This window comes from Labrys sp. 22185, assembly GCF_052045555.1.
Classification (GTDB): domain Bacteria; phylum Pseudomonadota; class Alphaproteobacteria; order Rhizobiales; family Labraceae; genus Labrys; species Labrys neptuniae.
This window is the reverse complement of the sequence record NZ_JBQEPH010000013.1, coordinates 112,825-129,581: the sequence shown is the minus strand read 5'-3', so window position 1 is coordinate 129,581 and position 16,757 is coordinate 112,825. Positions and strand designations below refer to the sequence as shown.

Annotated in this window: 15 protein-coding genes and 1 tRNA gene; 5 read left to right on the top strand and 11 right to left on the bottom strand. The window is 64.3% G+C overall.

The genetic code is table 11. The annotated features are described in order from the left end of the window. Window positions 1-8: 8 nt before the first annotated feature. The 6 genes from ACTJKX_RS23275 to cpdR all read right to left on the bottom strand — a co-directional run bounded on the left by ACTJKX_RS23275 (window position 9) and on the right by cpdR (window position 4,380). Window positions 9-1,028 (bottom strand): amino acid ABC transporter substrate-binding protein, encoded by a 1,020-nt coding sequence (locus ACTJKX_RS23275; protein WP_440726670.1) that lies wholly within the window; start codon window positions 1,026-1,028, stop codon window positions 9-11. A gap of 77 nt (window positions 1,029-1,105) precedes the next feature. Next, on the bottom strand, window positions 1,106-1,729 hold the full coding sequence (locus ACTJKX_RS23270) for a L,D-transpeptidase (RefSeq protein WP_440726669.1): 624 nt from the start codon (window positions 1,727-1,729) through the stop codon (window positions 1,106-1,108). A gap of 14 nt (window positions 1,730-1,743) precedes the next feature. Then, the gene (locus ACTJKX_RS23265; RefSeq protein ID WP_415085859.1) at window positions 1,744-2,250 is read right to left on the bottom strand and encodes a hypothetical protein; all 507 of its coding nucleotides are present in this window, start codon (window positions 2,248-2,250) and stop codon (window positions 1,744-1,746) included. A 398-nt stretch (window positions 2,251-2,648) separates the two neighbouring features. Beyond that, entirely contained in the window at window positions 2,649-3,395 is a 747-nt protein-coding gene (locus ACTJKX_RS23260; RefSeq protein ID WP_440726668.1) for an outer membrane protein, read from the bottom strand. A 467-nt stretch (window positions 3,396-3,862) separates the two neighbouring features. Beyond that, a tRNA-Val gene (locus ACTJKX_RS23255) sits at window positions 3,863-3,937 on the bottom strand. A 77-nt stretch (window positions 3,938-4,014) separates the two neighbouring features. Beyond that, on the bottom strand, window positions 4,015-4,380 hold the full coding sequence (gene cpdR, locus ACTJKX_RS23250; RefSeq protein WP_105864233.1) for a cell cycle two-component system response regulator CpdR: 366 nt from the start codon (window positions 4,378-4,380) through the stop codon (window positions 4,015-4,017). A gap of 349 nt (window positions 4,381-4,729) precedes the next feature. Here cpdR and ACTJKX_RS23245 point away from each other — a divergent pair, with 349 nt between their 5' ends. From ACTJKX_RS23245 to ACTJKX_RS23225, 5 genes are all read left to right on the top strand, one after another. Further along, the gene (locus ACTJKX_RS23245) at window positions 4,730-5,617 is read left to right on the top strand and encodes an N-formylglutamate amidohydrolase (protein WP_425590888.1); all 888 of its coding nucleotides are present in this window, start codon (window positions 4,730-4,732) and stop codon (window positions 5,615-5,617) included. An 11-nt stretch (window positions 5,618-5,628) separates the two neighbouring features. Further along, the gene (locus ACTJKX_RS23240; RefSeq protein WP_311934362.1) at window positions 5,629-6,156 is read left to right on the top strand and encodes a gamma-glutamylcyclotransferase; all 528 of its coding nucleotides are present in this window, start codon (window positions 5,629-5,631) and stop codon (window positions 6,154-6,156) included. 152 nt (window positions 6,157-6,308) lie between these two features. After that, a complete protein-coding gene (locus ACTJKX_RS23235; protein WP_068290559.1) occupies window positions 6,309-6,869 on the top strand; it encodes an HNH endonuclease in 561 nt (186 codons plus the stop codon). A 206-nt stretch (window positions 6,870-7,075) separates the two neighbouring features. Beyond that, window positions 7,076-8,887 (top strand): cation:proton antiporter domain-containing protein, encoded by a 1,812-nt coding sequence (locus ACTJKX_RS23230; RefSeq protein ID WP_394312329.1) that lies wholly within the window; start codon window positions 7,076-7,078, stop codon window positions 8,885-8,887. A 410-nt stretch (window positions 8,888-9,297) separates the two neighbouring features. After that, window positions 9,298-11,142, top strand: coding sequence for a peptidoglycan D,D-transpeptidase FtsI family protein (locus tag ACTJKX_RS23225; protein ID WP_376717639.1), 1,845 nt, complete (start codon window positions 9,298-9,300; stop codon window positions 11,140-11,142). Window positions 11,143-11,241: 99 nt separating this feature from the next. Here the strand turns inward: ACTJKX_RS23225 and ACTJKX_RS23220 are convergent, their stop codons facing one another. The 5 genes from ACTJKX_RS23220 to ACTJKX_RS23200 all read right to left on the bottom strand — a co-directional run bounded on the left by ACTJKX_RS23220 (window position 11,242) and on the right by ACTJKX_RS23200 (window position 16,723). Beyond that, entirely contained in the window at window positions 11,242-12,018 is a 777-nt protein-coding gene (locus tag ACTJKX_RS23220) for a metallophosphoesterase family protein (protein ID WP_440726667.1), read from the bottom strand. A 61-nt stretch (window positions 12,019-12,079) separates the two neighbouring features. Beyond that, a complete protein-coding gene (nadC, locus tag ACTJKX_RS23215) occupies window positions 12,080-12,931 on the bottom strand; it encodes a carboxylating nicotinate-nucleotide diphosphorylase (protein WP_440726666.1) in 852 nt (283 codons plus the stop codon). A 1-nt stretch (window position 12,932) separates the two neighbouring features. After that, window positions 12,933-14,492, bottom strand: coding sequence for an L-aspartate oxidase (locus ACTJKX_RS23210; RefSeq protein WP_440726665.1), 1,560 nt, complete (start codon window positions 14,490-14,492; stop codon window positions 12,933-12,935). Then, the gene (gene nadA, locus ACTJKX_RS23205; RefSeq protein WP_440726664.1) at window positions 14,489-15,472 is read right to left on the bottom strand and encodes a quinolinate synthase NadA; all 984 of its coding nucleotides are present in this window, start codon (window positions 15,470-15,472) and stop codon (window positions 14,489-14,491) included. Before nadA ends, ACTJKX_RS23210 begins: the two co-directional genes overlap by 4 nt. Window positions 15,473-15,805: 333 nt before the next feature. Beyond that, window positions 15,806-16,723: an NUDIX hydrolase gene (locus ACTJKX_RS23200; RefSeq protein WP_394312339.1), complete on the bottom strand. Its 918-nt coding sequence runs from the start codon at window positions 16,721-16,723 to the stop codon at window positions 15,806-15,808. Window positions 16,724-16,757: the final 34 nt, after the last annotated feature.

Below are 16,757 nucleotides of genomic sequence, written 5' to 3'. Positions count from 1 at the left end.
GCCCGGCCCTATTCGACCGGCGGCGCATATTGGACGCCGCCCAGGCTCCACAGCTGGTTGAGGCCACGCGGTATGCCGAGCTTGGTGGCGTCACCAAGATTGCGTTCGAACACCTCGCCGTAATTGCCGACCTGTCCTACCACATTGGCCGCCCAATCATTGGCCAGCCCGAGCCCGGAGCCCAGCTTGCCCTCCGTGCCGAGCAGGCGCCTGATCGCCGGCCGCGTCGAGTCCTTGGCCTGGTCGAGCGTCGCCTTGGAGACTCCCAGCTCCTCGGCGTCGACCATGGCGAAATGCACCCATTGCACCAGATTGCGCCATTTCGGATCGTCCAGCCGCACGGCCGGGCCGAGCGGCTCCTTGGAGATGACATCGGGCAGGATCAGGTGCTCGCCGGCATCGGCGAGGTCCAGGCGTTGGGCATAGAGCTGGGAGACGTCGGAGGTGAGAACCAGGCAATCCTTTTTCTTGTAGCGCTCCAGCGCCTCGGCCGCCGATCCGACCAGCACCGCTTCGAACTTCATGGAATTGGCCTCGAAATAATCGGCCAAATTATGCTGGGTGGTGGTGTCCTTGAGCACGCAGACCTTGCTGCCGCCAAGTTCCAGGGCCGAATTCACCTTGGCGCTGCGCGGCACCATGAAACCCTGGCCATCGAAATAGGTGATGGCGGCAAAGCTCAGCCCATAGTCGAGCTCGCGCGACAAGGTCCAGGTCGAGTTGCGCGAGAGGATGTCGATCTTGCCCGAGCGCAGGGCTTCGAAACGGTCGCTCGCCGACAGCGGCACGAACGCCACCTTGGCGGCATCGCCGAGGACGGCGGCCGAGACGGCGCGGCAGAAATCGACGTCGAAGCCCGACCATTCGCCGGAGGCCGATCTGCTGGCAAAGCCCACCAGCCCCTCATTGACCCCGCACAGGAGCTGGCCGCGTGCCTTGACAGCCTCCAGGGTCTGCGCCTGCGGGCCGCTCGCCAACCCGAGTTGCAGCGCCAGGACCGCCACGATCCCCACAATGATCCGATGCATGGCTATCCCCCCGTGCCTTGCTCGATGATGGACAAACGAAAGCGCCTCGCCGAAAGGGCGAGGCGGGCTGATCTCGACTAGAGCTTGGGTGCCTGGCGCACCACCACGCGGGTGCCGACGGGAACGCGGTCATAGAGATTGATCACGTCCGGATTGACCAGGCGGATACAGCCCGAGGACACGGCATAGCCGATGGTCTCGGGCTGGTTGGTGCCGTGGATGCGGTAGCTGGTGCTGCCGAGATAGAGGGCGCGGGCCCCCATCGGATTGCCGGGGCCGCCCGCCATGAAGCGTGGCAGATAGGGCTGGCGCTTGATCATCTCCGGCGGCGGCCGCCAATCGGGCCATTCCTGCTTGCGCGAGATCTTCAACAGGCCAGACCATTGGAAACCCTCGCGCCCGACACCGATGCCGTAGCGCATGGCGGTCTTGTTGTCCTGGATGAGATAGAGGAAGCGTTCCTCGGTCTGGATCACGATGGTGCCGGGCGGCTCGTTGGAGCGATAATAGACCGGCTGCGGCCGGTATTCGGGCAGGAGCTGCTCCTCGGCGGCATTCGGCACGAAGCCCGGCTTTTCCAGATCCTTGCTGGGATCGAGAGGGCGCGGCTGGGCCAAAGCCTGCGGCATCGAGCCGGCCAGTCCCAGGGCAAGTGCGATGCAGCCGACACCGAGCCGGGTGATCCAGGAGCGCCTCGTCATGGCAAGCTCTCCTCTCATGCCGTGGCGCAGCGCACGAACATCATCGTGCCGTAGCGCTTGGCAACGCCGGGATCCACCCAACGCGTCACCAGCACACCCTTGTCATAGGACAGGATCTGGCGGTCCGCCCGCTCCCCTGGCTTGCCCTGCGGCCCGATATAGACCCCGCCATCGGAGGCGGTCTTGAGATAGACTTCCTGCGGCGTCGCCTGGTCGGCCAGATGCATGGTCACCCCGCCCTGGGCACCCTTGCCGATCACATAGGGATTGGAGCAGGCTGCCTTGGCGGCGACCTCGGTACGAACCTTGTCGGTTTCTTCGCGATAGGAGGCCAGGCCCCATTTGCCGACGAGTTCTTCGGAGGTCACCGCAACCGTCGGTGTCGCCACCACCGGCGTCGGTGCCGAGGAGGCGCCGCAGCCAGCCAGCAAGGCGGCGCAGCCGAGGAGAATGCTCGCCTGCACGAACCGTCCTTGTCGCGGCATCCCCGCGAGAGTCTTCTCAAACAGATCCGCGCCCATGTATCCCTCCCCATCGGAACACAAAACGACCCACCCCGGGACAGCGGACAAGCAATAATGGACGCCACATCAGTAGGTGGTTCGGTTAAATCAGGGACAGCACCCGTCTTTGCCGGCTATGAACAGTCAGCTTACCAAAGACCGGGCATGAATGATCACGAGTGCCAAGCTGCAACATTGGCAATGGCGGGCGCAAGTGTTTTCTGGCCATAACCTGCACTCTGACCGCAAGGAAAACCCCGCCTCGTCGGCGGGGTTAGGTCGCTCGGGGATCTCTGGCGGCCGGTCTCTTCCGGAGTCGTGATCAGCCGCGGATGTAGAATTGGACACCTGGTGTGAATTCGCCGTGACGCGCTGCCCGACCTTTGCCGGGCCCTGCGCTTGCCGCGATCGAATGATCAGAACTTGTAGTTCGCGCCCAGACGAACGGTATGGAAATCCGTGCGCAGCCTGGTGTGGATGGAGTAATCCGTCGGCTCGCCACCATTGATTTCGGTCGCGCTGATTTTCGACCGGCCAAGATCGATATATTGATATTCGAGCTTGGCGGTCCAATGCTCGTTGAAAGCGTATTCCGCGCCGCCGCCAACCGCGAAACCGACTCTGGTCTTGCTGGTACGAGGGTGAGCGAGGAAATCGCCATTGGCATAGTTCTGGGTGTATTTGACCCCGCCGACAGCCAGACCGCCGGTCGCATAAATCAGGATGTTGTCAAAGGCGTAGCCGATTCGCGGACGAACCGTGCCGAACCAGTTGACCTGGCTCTTCGTGCTCAGGAAGTAACCCGTGGCGGTGCCGATGCGTCCGGCCTTGTCGCTGATGCCGCCGCCCTGGATATCGCCTTCCAGGCCGAGAACAAAATTGCCCGCCTGCCGATTATAGCCAGCCTGGACGCCGCCGAAGCCCCCCTTGGGTGAAAGGCTGCCATACCCATCCACGAGGGGGCCAGTGGCCGGAAACAGCTCCGACATCGTTACGTCGTGGCTGGATCCGAAGGCATAGCCAGCATTGATACCGGCATAGAAGCCCGTCCAGTCATAGGCAGTTGCGGGAACGACAGGCTCGACCGCAGCAGGCGCCAGATCGGCAGCCGAAGCACCGGCCGTGGCAAGCAAGAACGCGGCTATCGAAATCCGTAACTTCATGTCCGCAAACCCAGATCTTGCCGAGTGACGAACTTTTCTACCACGCCATCCCGCGCGAGTATGTGCTTTTACAGCAACAGTTTTTACATATTCACTCGGCTAAACGCACGATTTTTACCGTGCTGAATTTGCAACGCAATTCGATTTATTCAAATATGATTTGAAGCAAATCTTCCAATCTCTTCAGTCGCGCGCGCCAGACCGCTCAAATCACCATGTTTCCGTCGCTGGCGAGCATCGGATCCTTGACCTTGTGCGAGGCCCGCCTTTGGAAACCTCAAGCCGCCCGGATGCCCGTCCGAGAGCACCGCATAGGCTCGGAGCTTGAAGGGAATTTCGTCAATGTGGCCGGCAGATCCTATGTGATGCGCCAGAAGCGGCAGAACACCAAGCCAGCGAGGGCTGCGGAAACGCAAAAGGCACCGCGCTTGCGATGCCCTGGGTCTTTTCGTCGTTCGAAGAAGCGATGGTGGGCGCGACAGGGATTGAACCTGTGACCCCTACGATGTCAACGTAGTGCTCTCCCGCTGAGCTACGCGCCCATCGCTTGCGGAGGCCGGCCTGATAGCAGGTTGAATCAGGCCATGCAAGCCATTCTCCCGCTATTTTTGAGGAAAGTTCAGGCGGCCTTCAAAAGCTTGTCGACTTCGTTGACCAGATCCTTGAGATGGAAGGGCTTGGACAGCACCTTGGCGTCGCGCGGCGCCTGCGAATCCGGATTGAGCGCCACGGCCGCAAAACCGGTGATGAACATCACCTTGATGTCGGGATCGAGCTCGGTGGCCCGGCGGGCCAGCTCGATGCCGTCCATTTCCGGCATGACGATATCGGTGAGCAGCAATTCGAACGGCTCTTCCCGCAGCCGGTGATAGGCCGATAGGCCGTTGTCATAGGACATCACCTCATGTCCGGCATTCTGCAGGGCGCGCACCAGAAAGCGGCGCATATCATTGTCGTCTTCGGCAAGGAGAATCTTGTTCATGATGGCGTCCCGAATCCCCGGCAGGGCCGGAGCTTGTTCGAACTCTATAAACCGTCGTCAGGGTAAACGCCCCGTTTACATCGCAATAGAGTTAATCCCGAATTCGTGATGCTGCTAGAGCCTGTCATCAGGTATGGTTCGACTTCACCGCCTCCGGCCGCACCCGTCAAATCGCCTCCCTAACTGATGACAGACCCTGGGGTTGCTTCTGTTCGCGATGGAGAAAATCATGCGGTGGGACTTGTGATGCTTGCCTGCGCATGATTTTGTCGAGATATGTCGGTATCACCTGGCTTGCCCACGTCCCCTCGGGGACGTGTCGCGAAGGTGAAAGCAACCGCCGCTGGAGTCCGTGGACGGCATGGAAATCGAGCTCAGCCCTCCCTTCGACGTGGTCGAGCCGGCTGCCTATTCGGCGCCTCTTCTGTTCAACTCGCCTCATTCCGGCCGGGTCTATCCGCGCTCCTTCCTGGAGGCTTCCCGCCTCGATCCGCTTTCGCTGCGCCGTTCCGAGGATGCCTTCGTCGACCTCCTGCTCGCCGATGTCGCCGCCACCGGCTCGGCGGTGATGAGCGCGCGCTTTCCGCGCGCCTTTCTCGACGTCAACCGCGAGCCCTACGAGCTCGACCCCCGCATGTTCGATGGCCGGCTGCCGAACTATGCCAATACACGCTCCCTGCGGGTGGCCGGCGGCCTGGGCACGCTGGCGCGGGTGGTCAGCGAGAATCAGGAAATCTATGCCCACCGCCTGCCGGTGGATGAGGCGCTCCGCCGGATCGAGGAGCTCTACAAGCCCTATCATCGCACGTTGCGCCGTCTCCTCGGCCAGATCCACCGCGAATTCGGCGTGGCCCTGCTGGTCGACTGCCATTCCATGCCGTCCTGCGGCCTGGCACGCGAGGACAGGCCTCGGGCCGACATCGTGCTGGGCGACCGCTACGGCACGAGCTGCTCGCATCTGATCATGGATTGCGCCGATGAGGCGCTGCGCAATCTCGGCTATTCGGTCGCACGCAACAAACCTTATGCTGGCGGCTACATCACCGAGCACTATGGCAATCCCGGCGCTGGCTTCCATGTCATCCAGATCGAGATCAATCGCTCAATCTATATGAACGAGCAGACCTTCTCCCTGCTGCCGGCCTTCGATCGCCTGAAGCAGGACCTCACCGTGCTGCGCGACACGCTCGCTGGCCTGCCCTTCCACTATCTCGATGCATTCCATCTGGCCGCCGAGTGAACCAGCCCGTTCTGCCCGCCCCTGAAGCCAATTGGGTTTTCGGTTACGGATCCCTGATGTGGAATCCCGGTTTTGCCTATGAGGAACGGCAGAACGCGTTGATTCGCGGCCTGCACCGGGCCTTGTGCATCTGGTCGCATGTCCATCGCGGCACGCCCGAAAAGCCCGGCCTAGTGCTCGGCCTCGACCGGGGCGGCTCCTGCCGGGGCGTTGCCTTCCGCGTTGCCTCCGAAAATTGGGATACGACGGTGGATTATCTGCGTCGTCGCGAGCAGGCAACCAGCGTCTATATCGAGATTCTGCACGAGGCCCGGCTCGAGGACGGGCGCCATGTCCGGGCACTGGCCTACCGGGCCGACCGGGCGCATCATCAATATTGCGGCAAGCTGCCGGATCGCCAGCTTCTGGAGGTGGTGCGCGGCGGCGTCGGGCTTTCGGGCGCCAATCCCGACTACGTGCTGGCCACCCACGACCACCTCGACGAACTCGGCATCCCCGACCGTACGCTGGCCTGGCTCTCGCACCAGTTGCGGGGATGATGCGGCGGCGTGTGGGGCCGGCCGGTGGACCTACCCCCTTCACAAGACCGACACGTTAATCCTACATTGTGTTGGACGAACAGCCGAATCGGCCTTTTCGGCTGGACTGATGGTGACGGGAGCGCTTCGTGACAGCGCATGTTTCGCCTGCTGTGTTTCATCCACCGGTCTCGCCCGAGGCGTGCCCCGCCCTCGTGCTGAACGCCGATTATCGACCGCTGTCCTATTATCCGCTGTCGCTATGGTCCTGGCAGGATACGGTGAAGGCGGTCTTCCTCGACAGGGTCAACATCATCTCCGAATATGACAAGGTGGTGCGAAGTCCCACCTTCGAGTTCCGATTACCCTCGGTGGTGTGTCTCAAGACCTACGTCAAACCCAGCCGGAACCCAGCCTTCACCCGCTTCAACGTCTTCCTGCGCGACTGTTTCACCTGCCAGTATTGCGGCACGCGCTCGGATCTGACCTTCGACCACGTCATCCCCCGTTCCCGGGGCGGACAGACCACCTGGGAAAACGTCGTTGCCGCCTGCTCGCCCTGCAATCTGAAAAAGGGCGGCGCCATGCCCGCCGAGGCCGGCATGCATCCCAACCAGAAGCCCTACGCCCCTTCCCTCAGCGACCTGCACCAGAACGGCCGGCATTTCCCGCCGAACTATCTGCATGAAAGCTGGCTCGACTATCTCTATTGGGATACCGAACTGGAGCCTTGATCGGCTTCATCCACCGGGGCATGCTTTACGCGTCGCGACAGCTTCATTCCGCGCTTTCGGCATGGTTTGATGGCGACCTTTCCGATTGTTAACGAGCGCTCACTACGGAACTCTCCTATGGTGAAGCGGCCGCAAGGCAATCATCAAACAGATCTGGGGTGCTGTAAGCACGTCGAAGGCTCGTTACGACCGCGAAGGGAGGTTCCATGCCGCACGAGACACCGTTGATTGCAACGATCGTGGCGGGTTTGGGACTGGCATTCATCTTCGCGCTCGTCGCGCAGCGATTGCGGCTGTCGCCGATCGTGGCCTATCTGCTCGGCGGTGTGGTGATCGGCCCCTTCACGCCCGGTTTCGTAGCCGACCAGAATCTCGCCAACGAACTGGCCGAACTCGGCGTCATCCTGCTGATGTTCGGCGTTGGCCTGCATTTTTCGCTGAAAGACCTGCTTTCCGTCCGCGCCATCGCCATTCCCGGGGCGCTGGGTCAGATCGCGGTGGCGACACTGCTCGGCATGGGCTTTGCCTGGATCATGGGCTGGGGGCTCGGCACGGGCCTGGTCTTCGGCCTCGCCCTCTCGGTTGCCAGTACCGTGGTGCTGCTGCGCGCCATGCAGGAGCGCAAGCTGATCGAGACCGAACGCGGGCGCATCGCCGTCGGCTGGCTGATCGTCGAAGATCTGGTGATGGTGATCACCCTGGTGCTGATTCCCCCTCTGGCCGGCCTACTCGGCGGCCATGCACCGGGTGAGGTCGCCCCCTCCGGCCTTGCCGCCAATCTCGGCCTCAATTCGATCGCAGCCACCCTGATGGTCACCGCCGTCAAGGTCGCCGCCTTCGTGGCGCTGATGCTGGTGGTCGGGCGCAAGGTCATCCCCTGGGTCCTGCATTTCGTCGCCCATACCGGCTCGCGTGAGCTCTTCCGCCTAGCCGTGCTGGCGATTTCGCTGGGGGTCGCCTATGGCGCCGCCGTGCTCTTCGGCGTCTCCTTCGCGCTGGGCGCCTTCTTCGCCGGCATGGTGCTGGCCGAATCGCCGCTCAGCAAGCAGGCCGCCAATGAGACGCTGCCGCTGCGCGACGCCTTCGCGGTGCTGTTCTTCGTCTCGGTGGGCATGCTGTTCAACCCGGCGATCCTGCTCCAGCATCCGCTTGCCGTGCTCGCCACCTTCCTGATCATTGTGGTCGGCAAGTCGATCGCCGCCTTCCTGATCGTGCGCGGCTTCGGCTATTCCAAGGGCGTGGCCCTGACCATCTCCGCGAGCCTGGCCCAGATCGGCGAGTTCTCGTTCATCCTGGCGGTGCTCGGCGTCAAGCTGCAGATCATCCCGGGTACGGCACGCGATCTGGTGGTGGCGGGCGCGCTCATCTCCATCGTGATCAACCCGATCCTGTTCATGGCGCTGGACCGTTTCGTCTTGCGCCCCGAACGCCAGCCGGCCGCGGCACCTAAAGCTGAGACCAGACCGGAGGCCGAGCCCGAGGCGCCGGCTCAGCCCGAGGCCCAGCCGGGCGGGCCCGTGGCGGAAGCCGCTCCCGCACCTTTGCCTGAAGAGGACGACATCGAGGTCGTCCAGCCGACCAAGCTCAGCGAGCACGCCATCCTGGTCGGCCATGGCCGCGTCGGCAGCCGAGTGGCCAAGGCCCTGCATGAGTCCGGTATACCGTTGGTGGTGATCGAAGAATCGCAGAACGAGGTCGAAAAGCTCAAAGCCGCGGGCATCGAGGTTTATTCCGGGCCGGCCGGCGACTACGAGACGCTGGAACTGCAGAATCTGGCCGGCGCGAAATGGCTGGTCGTCGCCATTCCCGACGCCTTCGAAGCCGGCCATCTGGTGGAACAGGCCCGCAAGCTCAACCCGTCCATCCGCATTCTCGCCCGGGCTCACAGCGAAGAGGCCGTCGACTATCTCAAGGGGCTCGGGGCCGATGTGATCCTGATGGGCGAAGAGGAAATCGCCCGCGGCATGATCCGCGACCTGTTGCACCCCGTGGAAAGCCATCCAGGCCAGGCCGCCTGAGCCGGCGCGACCTGGTCATTGCCGGGCCCGCCGGCCCTTCGCGAGCGGAAAATACCTGAACGGCGAATGAGCAGATCAAGCCCAGGCACGGCAATACGAGACCCGCTTGGCCGATGTCTGATACTTACCCCCACTAAACACAGGCTGGCGCCAGCTTTTACCTCTACGTTAAGACCTCGATAACCGTACGAATTGTTAATGAATTGATACTCTTTACCTGCATTTTCAGCGGCTTTATTGCTATTCCATGAATAGAGCGAACCATTTTTAGACACCAACTCCATTTTGGATAGCGGGCGAAATCCACGGGCGCCCCGTGTCGTCAACGTCAGATCGAGATGCAGCACGAACCGTCGGGTCCTGGCCCGGACGGATCGCGGCTGCCTGCAAGGCATTGGGGGAAAGCGGCGATGCAGACGCCCACCGTCGACGAGGCAGATCAGGACCAAGAGGCAATAGCGGGCCATCCGTCCCTTGCGATCGATAGTCCGCCTCGTGACACCCGGGCGAGCGAGCCCACCATGCCGGCCGAAAGGCGCAGGCGGCGACCGATAGCCCCCACCAAGCTGCAGAAGAGCGCCGGGCGCATTACGCTCATCGTGGTAGGGTTCGTCTGCATCTATGTGGCGATCCTGGCCCGGCTGGTGCAGTTCGGCATCGCGCCGGACGAGCAATATGACGCGCGCCGCTCGGCGGCCGACCAGTTGGCGGCATCCCGCCCTGACATTCTCGACCGCAACGGAAAGATCCTGGCGACCGACGTGCAGGTGCCCTCGCTCTATGCCGAGCCCAGGAAGATCATCGATGTCGACGAGGCGACCGAACTGCTCACCGCCCAGATGCCCGAATTCGACGCGCGCGACCTGAGAGCGAAACTCTCCTCGGGCAAGGGCTTCATCTGGCTCAAGCGTGAGATCACGCCCGAGCAACGCAACCGCATCTACGCGCTCGGCCTGCCGGGCATCGGCTTCCTCAACGAGGCCAAGCGCATCTACCCCAACGGGCCGACGGTGAGCCATGTGCTGGGCGCCGTGAACATCGACAATCAGGGCATCGCCGGCATCGAGCGCTATATCGACAGAAAGCGTGGCCTCTCCGAATTGCAGGCGCTCGGCTATGCCTCGGACCCGCATGACCTCAAGCCGGTCCGCCTGTCGATCGATCTGAGGGCCCAGGCGGTGATGCGCGATGAACTCGTCGCCGGGATGGAGCACTACCAGGCCAAGGCGGCGGCCGGCGCCATCATGGACGTCAATACCGGCGAGATGATCTCGCTGGTGTCCCTGCCCGATTTCGATCCCAACAACCCCGCCGAAGCGCTCGATCCCAACCGGATCAACCGCATCAATGTCGGCGTGTTCGAGATGGGTTCGACCTTCAAGGCCCTGACCTCCGCCATGGCCATCGAATCGGGCAAGTTCACCACAGCCTCCATGCTCGATGCCCGTACCACGCTCAAATATGGCCGTTTCACCATCCACGACGACCATGCCCGCCGGCGCATGCTGAGCCTGCCGGAGGTGTTCACCTATTCGTCCAATATCGGCTCGGCCAAAATGGCCCTCGCCCTCGGCGTCGATGCCCACAAGGCCTTTCTCAAGATGATGGGCCAGACCACGCGGCTGATCACGGAATTGCCCGAGAATGCCATGCCGATCCTGCCCAGGCGCTGGAGCGAGATCAACACCATTACCATCGCCTTCGGCCACGGCATGGCCGTGGCGCCGCTGCAGGCAATGATGGCGGTGGGAGCGATGATGAATGGCGGCCATCTGATGAGGCCGACATTCCTGGCGCGCAGCGAAAGCGATGCCCTGGCGGGATCCAAGCTGGTCCTGAAGAAACACACCTCGGACGTGATGCGCTACATCATGCGCCTCAACGCCACCGACGGCTCCGGCAAGAAGGCCAATGTTCCCGGCCTCGGCGTCGGCGCCAAGACCGGTACGGCCGAAAAGGTCATCAACGGGCGCTATTCGAAGAAGCTCAACTTCACCACCTTCATGGCGGTGTTTCCCTTCGACAAGCCGAAATACCTGGTGCTCGTGCTCTATGACGAGCCCAAGGGCCTGCCCGAGACCTATGGCTATTCATCGGCCGCCTGGAATGCCGGTGTCACCACCGGCAAGATCCTGGAACGTGTCGGGCCGCTGCTCGGCGTCAAGCCGCGCTTCGAAGAGATCCCTAACCCGGTGCCGCCACTCTACGCCCCCCGCAACGAAGACCACCCGATGGAGTGGCTGGTCACGCATTGAGGGCGGAAGGCTCTGCATGGCGCATCTTTCAGGGTGTTTGACGCTGTCGAGTCAGGTCTGATCGTCGAAGTCGCGCTGCCCGTCAGCTCCCCGACCCGCTCAGGGAAAATGCGTACCGGGCGGCGCGGGGATGGAGGCGAACACCTCGGCTACGTCATCCTCGAAGATCGCCGCCGTCAGCTTGCCGCCATAGCAGGCGCCGGTGTCGAGATTGATGCGGTTGGTGCGGAAATCCGGCTCCTCCACCGAGGTGTGCCCATGCACGATCTTCTTCTCGAAGAGCTGGCCCGACGGCAGGAACTCGTCGCGGATCCAGATCAGGTCATATTCCTTCTGCTTGGCCAGCGGCACGTCCGGCCGCACGCCGGCATGCACGAAAAAATAGTCACCGAAGGTAAGACTCAAAGGTCGCGTACGCATGAAGTCGAAATGGTCGGGCAGCATCCTGGCGCGGAACTCGGCCCTGATACGCTCGACATCCCGCTTCGAATGCGGGTCGGCTCCCTCGATGTCGACGCCATAGCTGCCGACAGTCGCCATGCCGCCCCATTTGAGCCAGACATCGGCGTCGGGGTCCCCGGCCAGGAAGGACATCAGCAAGGTTTCGTGATTGCCCCTGAGCACATGGAGCTCGCAACCCGGCAGGTCCCCCATCAGCCGGGCCACGACACCGCGGGAGTCCGGGCCGCGATCGACGAGATCGCCGAGGCTGATGACGATGTGGCGCCGGTCCGGCTTGGCCCGGGCCCGGGCTTGCGCCTTGGCCAGGATCTCCTCCATCAGGGAGAGATGGCCGTGGACGTCGCCGAAGGCAATGATGGTCGTCCCCGCCGGCGCGCGCGGCGGGATGGGAAAGGGTACCGTACGATTCTGCATGGCGGCAGCATAACAGCCGCGCATCCGGCAGCAAGGGGATGCGGCAATGCGGCCAGGCCGCTCAGGCCCGATAGTCCAGGCCAATGTCGAGGATCGGCGCGCTGTGGGTGAGCCAGCCCACGGAGATGAGATCGACGCCGGAGGCCGCGATCGCCGGCGCGGTTGCTGCCGTGACCCGACCAGAGGCCTCGGTAAGCGCCCGCCCGCCGACCATGGCTACCGCTTCGCGCAATTGCGCGGGGCTCATATTGTCAAGCAGCACGGCATCGACGCCGACGGCCAGCGCCTCCTCGAGCTGGGCCAGCGTATCGACCTCCAGCTCGATCTTGACCATGTGACCCGCTGCGGCCTTGGCCCGTTCGAACGCCGGACGGATGCCGCCGGCGATGGCGACATGGTTGTCCTTGATCAGGATGGCATCGTCGAGCCCGAAGCGGTGATTGCCGCCGCCGCCGGCCCTGACCGCATATTTCTCCAGGGCACGCAGCCCCGGTGTGGTCTTGCGGGTGCAGACGATCGTAGCCTTGTGTCCCTTGATCGCCTCCACCACCGAGGCGGTGGCACTGGCGATGCCGCTGAGACGGCAGAGGATGTTGAGCGCCGTGCGCTCGCCCGTCAGCAAAGCCCGGGCGGAGCCGGTGACGGTGGCGATGGTCGACCCCGGCGACACTCTGGCTCCGTCGCCACGCTCCACCGCGATCACGGCGGAGGGGTCGAGCAGGCGGAAAGTGGCTGCGGCGATGTCGAGGCCGGCGACCACGCCGTCCTGGCGCGCCGCCAGCACGGTGGTCGCCTTGAGATCGGCGGGCACGATGGCATCGGTGGTGAGGTCGCCGGCCCGGCCGAGATCCTCGACCAGGGCCGCGCGGACGATCGGCTCGAACAGCAGGGGCGAGAGGGGAGAAAGGGACATGTCAGGCGCTTTCGGCAAAAGGAAGGGAGAGGGTGACCTCGCGGGCTGCAGCGAGGGCTTCGTCGAGCGATAACAGCGAAGGCGTCGCCTGCGGCAGACTCGAAGGAAAATCCGCCCGGCAATGCGCCCCCCGGCTTTCCTGGCGATTGAGGGCGGAGACGGCCAGCATCAGGCCGACCAAAGCCGGCCCCGAGGCAGGCCGGGTGCCGGTGGCCAGCGGCAGGAGCTGCGCGATCGCCGCCTCCAGCCCGACACGATCCCTCACCACGCCGAGCGCGCGCGACAGGATCGTGCGCGTGGGCTCAGTGTCGGCGGTGCGCAGGTCCGAGGCATGGGGGGCGGTTGCCATCGCCCCAAACCCACGGCTGGCGGCCGGTGTACTCGTCACGCTGTCGGCGACCCAGGCGGCACAGACGGCGGCCTCCGCCAGGGAATTGCTGGCCAGGCGATTGGCGCCGTGCAGACCGGTGCAGGCCGCTTCGCCGCAGGCCCACAGCCCCGGCACCGAACTTCGGCCCTGTGCGTCCACTGCGATGCCGCCCATGTGGTAGTGCTGGGCCGGGCGCACTGGCAGCGGCTGCAAGGCAGGATCGAAGCCCGCGTCCCGGCAGAGCCGGTCGATACCGGGAAAACGGCGCGCGAACCCCGCGCCGGGTTGATGGCGGGCATCGAGATAGACGCGGTGGCCCGCAACCAGATGCTGCCAGATGCCGCGGGCGACTTCGTCGCGCGGGGCGAGCTCGGCGCCCGGCAGGTGGCGAAGGAAGCGTTCGCCGGTCTCGTCGATCAGCACGGCGCCCTCGCCTCGCACGGCCTCGCTGACCAGCGCCATCGGCCGCGCCGCGGTATCGAGCGCCGTCGGATGGAACTGCACGAATTCGAGGTTGGAGAGCAAGGCGCCGGCGCGAGCGGCCAAAGCGAGCCCCTGCCCCTGGCTGCCCCGGGGATTTGTACTGTCGCAGAAGAGGCCACCGATGCCCCCGGTGGCCAGCACCACGCGGGCGGTCGGAATCGTCATCGCCTCGCCGTTCGGGCCGACGCAGACGATGCCGGCAACGGCGCCGTCCTCGACGATCAGGCGCCGTGCCTCGACGCCCTCCAGCACGGTGATCGCCGGCGTCCTGTGCACGGCGGCAGCCAGGGCCCGTACGATCTCCCGCCCGGTGGCGTCGCCATCGGCATGCGCGATGCGGCGGCGGCCATGGGCGGCTTCGAGGCCGAGCTGGAAGCCTTCGCCATTCCTGTCGAAGACGACACCGAGTGCGGCGAGCCGGCGCACCGCCTCGGGGGCCGCCTCCAGGATGGCGCGGGCAGCGACCGCATCCACCAGGCCGGCCCCGGCGGCCAGCGTGTCGTCGAGGTGGAGGCTGGGCGTGTCGTCATCGGCCAGGCTCGCGGCAAGTCCGCCCTGCGCCCAGCCGGTCGAAGTCTCCGCACCGAGCGGTGCATGGGAGAGCAGCACCACCGGCTCGGACGCAAGCGAAAGCGCCGTCATCAGTCCGGCGAGGCCGGCCCCGACCACCACCGGCCGGTCGCGATAGAGCTGGGGATGATCGGTCATAGCTCGAGCATCCTTTCGACGGCCCGGCGCGCGGCGACCGCCACGGCGGGATCGATGGTGACTTCGTGCTGACCGGTCTCCAACGCCTTGCGGATATTGGCGAGCGTGATGCGCTTCATATGCGGGCAGAGATTGCAGGGGCGCACGAAATCGACGGTGGGGTGCTGCACGGCCACATTGTCGCTCATCGAGCATTCGGTCAGCAGCACCACGCGGGCGGGCCTGTGCTCGGCGACATAGTCGGACATCAGCGCGGTCGAGCCGGAGAAATCGGCTTCCGCCACCACTTCCGGCGGGCATTCGGGATGGGCGAGCACGACAACGCCCGGATGGTCTTCCCGGAGCTGGCGCACTTCGGCCGGCGAAAAGCGCTCATGCACCTCGCAATGGCCCTTCCAGGCGATGATTTCGACATCGGTCTCGGCGGCGATGTTGCGGGCAAGATATTCGTCGGGAAGCATGATCACGCGGGGCACGCCGAGCTTCTCGACGATGCGCCTGGCATTGCCCGAGGTGCAGCAGACGTCGGATTCGGCCTTCACGGCTGCCGAGGTGTTGACATAGGTGACGATGGGCACGCCCGGATAGCTCGCCCGCATCAGGCGCACATCTTCCGGCGTGATCGAATCGGCCAGCGAGCAGCCGGCGCCGAGATCGGGGATCAGCACCGTCTTGTCGGGATTGAGCAGCTTGGCGGTCTCGGCCATGAAATGCACGCCCGCCAGCACGATGATGTCGGCCTCGGTATCGACAGCCCTGCGGGCGAGCGCCAGGCTGTCGCCCACCACGTCGGCGACGCAGTGGAAGATCTCCGGCGTCTGGTAGTTGTGCGCCAGGATGACGGCGTTGCGCTCGCGCTTCAGCGCCAGGATGGCGTCGACGTCGTCGGCGAAGACAGGCCATTCCATCGCCGGAATGACACGCCTGACCCGCTCATAGAGCGGCGCGGTGCGGGTGAGGACGGCAGTATCGAGGCCCATATTTATACTCCCATTGAGCATATATAGGGCATATGCTTAATCTGAGCATATGCAATGTCAAGCGAATTATGTTCACTTGGAGCATAAGAGGTCGGAGCAAAATCGAGAGTGCACACCGCGACTCCCTTCTCCCCTTGCGGGAGAAGGTGGCGTGAAACGCCGGATGAGGGGTCTCTCGACCTTGCCAGCCTTGGCGCTCGCTCGAAGCGTCGTTTCTGGACGGAGTGCGAGACCCCCCATCCGCCCCTGCGGGACACCTCTAGTCAACTCAAGGGAGTTGACGACACCCGCAAGGGGAGAAGGGAACCGTGCCAAACTCGGGGAGGCGAGCCCCTACCCCCGCGCCAGTGGGAGTTTGGTGCCGGCGGCAACACGTTCGGCGAGCACGGCCTGGCGGAAGCGGAACAGCTTGGCCGGACGGCCGAGAGTCTCGGCGGCGATTTCGCCGGTTTCCTCCACCAGTTCCTGCTGCTCGATCAGGCGACGAAAATTCTGCTTGTGCACCAGCCGCCCGGCCAGGGCCTCGACACTGCGCTGGAGTTGCAGCAGGGTGAAGGTGGCCGGCAGCAACTCGAACACCACGGGACGATATTTGATCTTGGCTCTCAGTCGCGCAATGCCGGTGGCGAGGATGCGGCGATGATCGGCGAGCATCGGGCGCCCCGGCACCGTCTGGGCATCACCAGTCGCCGCTTCCGGCACCAGCCCGGCCTCGTAGAGCAACTCGTAGCGCTGCAGCACGAGTTCCTCGTTCCAGGCAAAGCCCGCCAGCCCGAAGGTGATGGCGACCCGCTGTGACCGGATCTCACGCAGGCCCGCAGTCTCGCCCCCCCCGGCCCAGGCGTTGAGAGGAGCGACGATCCCGGCCTGGAAGAAGGCCGGCAGGCCGGAACGATGGTCCTCCCAGGGGAAAAACTCGTACCAGTCGCGCCAACCGGTCTCTTCGCTTCCGGCGGCATTTTCCCGCGTCAGGCCGAGATAGGAGATCGAGATCGCCCGCTGCAGGCCCTCGGCGTCGCGGTCCTTGTCGGCGAAGGTATAGAGCTGCTCGACATAGCCGAGCGGATGGCCGGTCTGCCCCTCGACCCAGGCGCGCAGCCCCGTTTGCAGCGAGCGATGTCCGGCTTCGAAAGGCCCCGAAGGCAGCCCCCTGCCCTCGCGCACCGTCATCACCCGCGGCCGTCCCGCGGTGACCGCCACGAGCACGGCGATCAGGTCGGCGGTGACGAGGTTGCCGGTCTCTGGCGGCACGATCGGTTTCTCCTGGTGGCAAAGCTGCTATCTG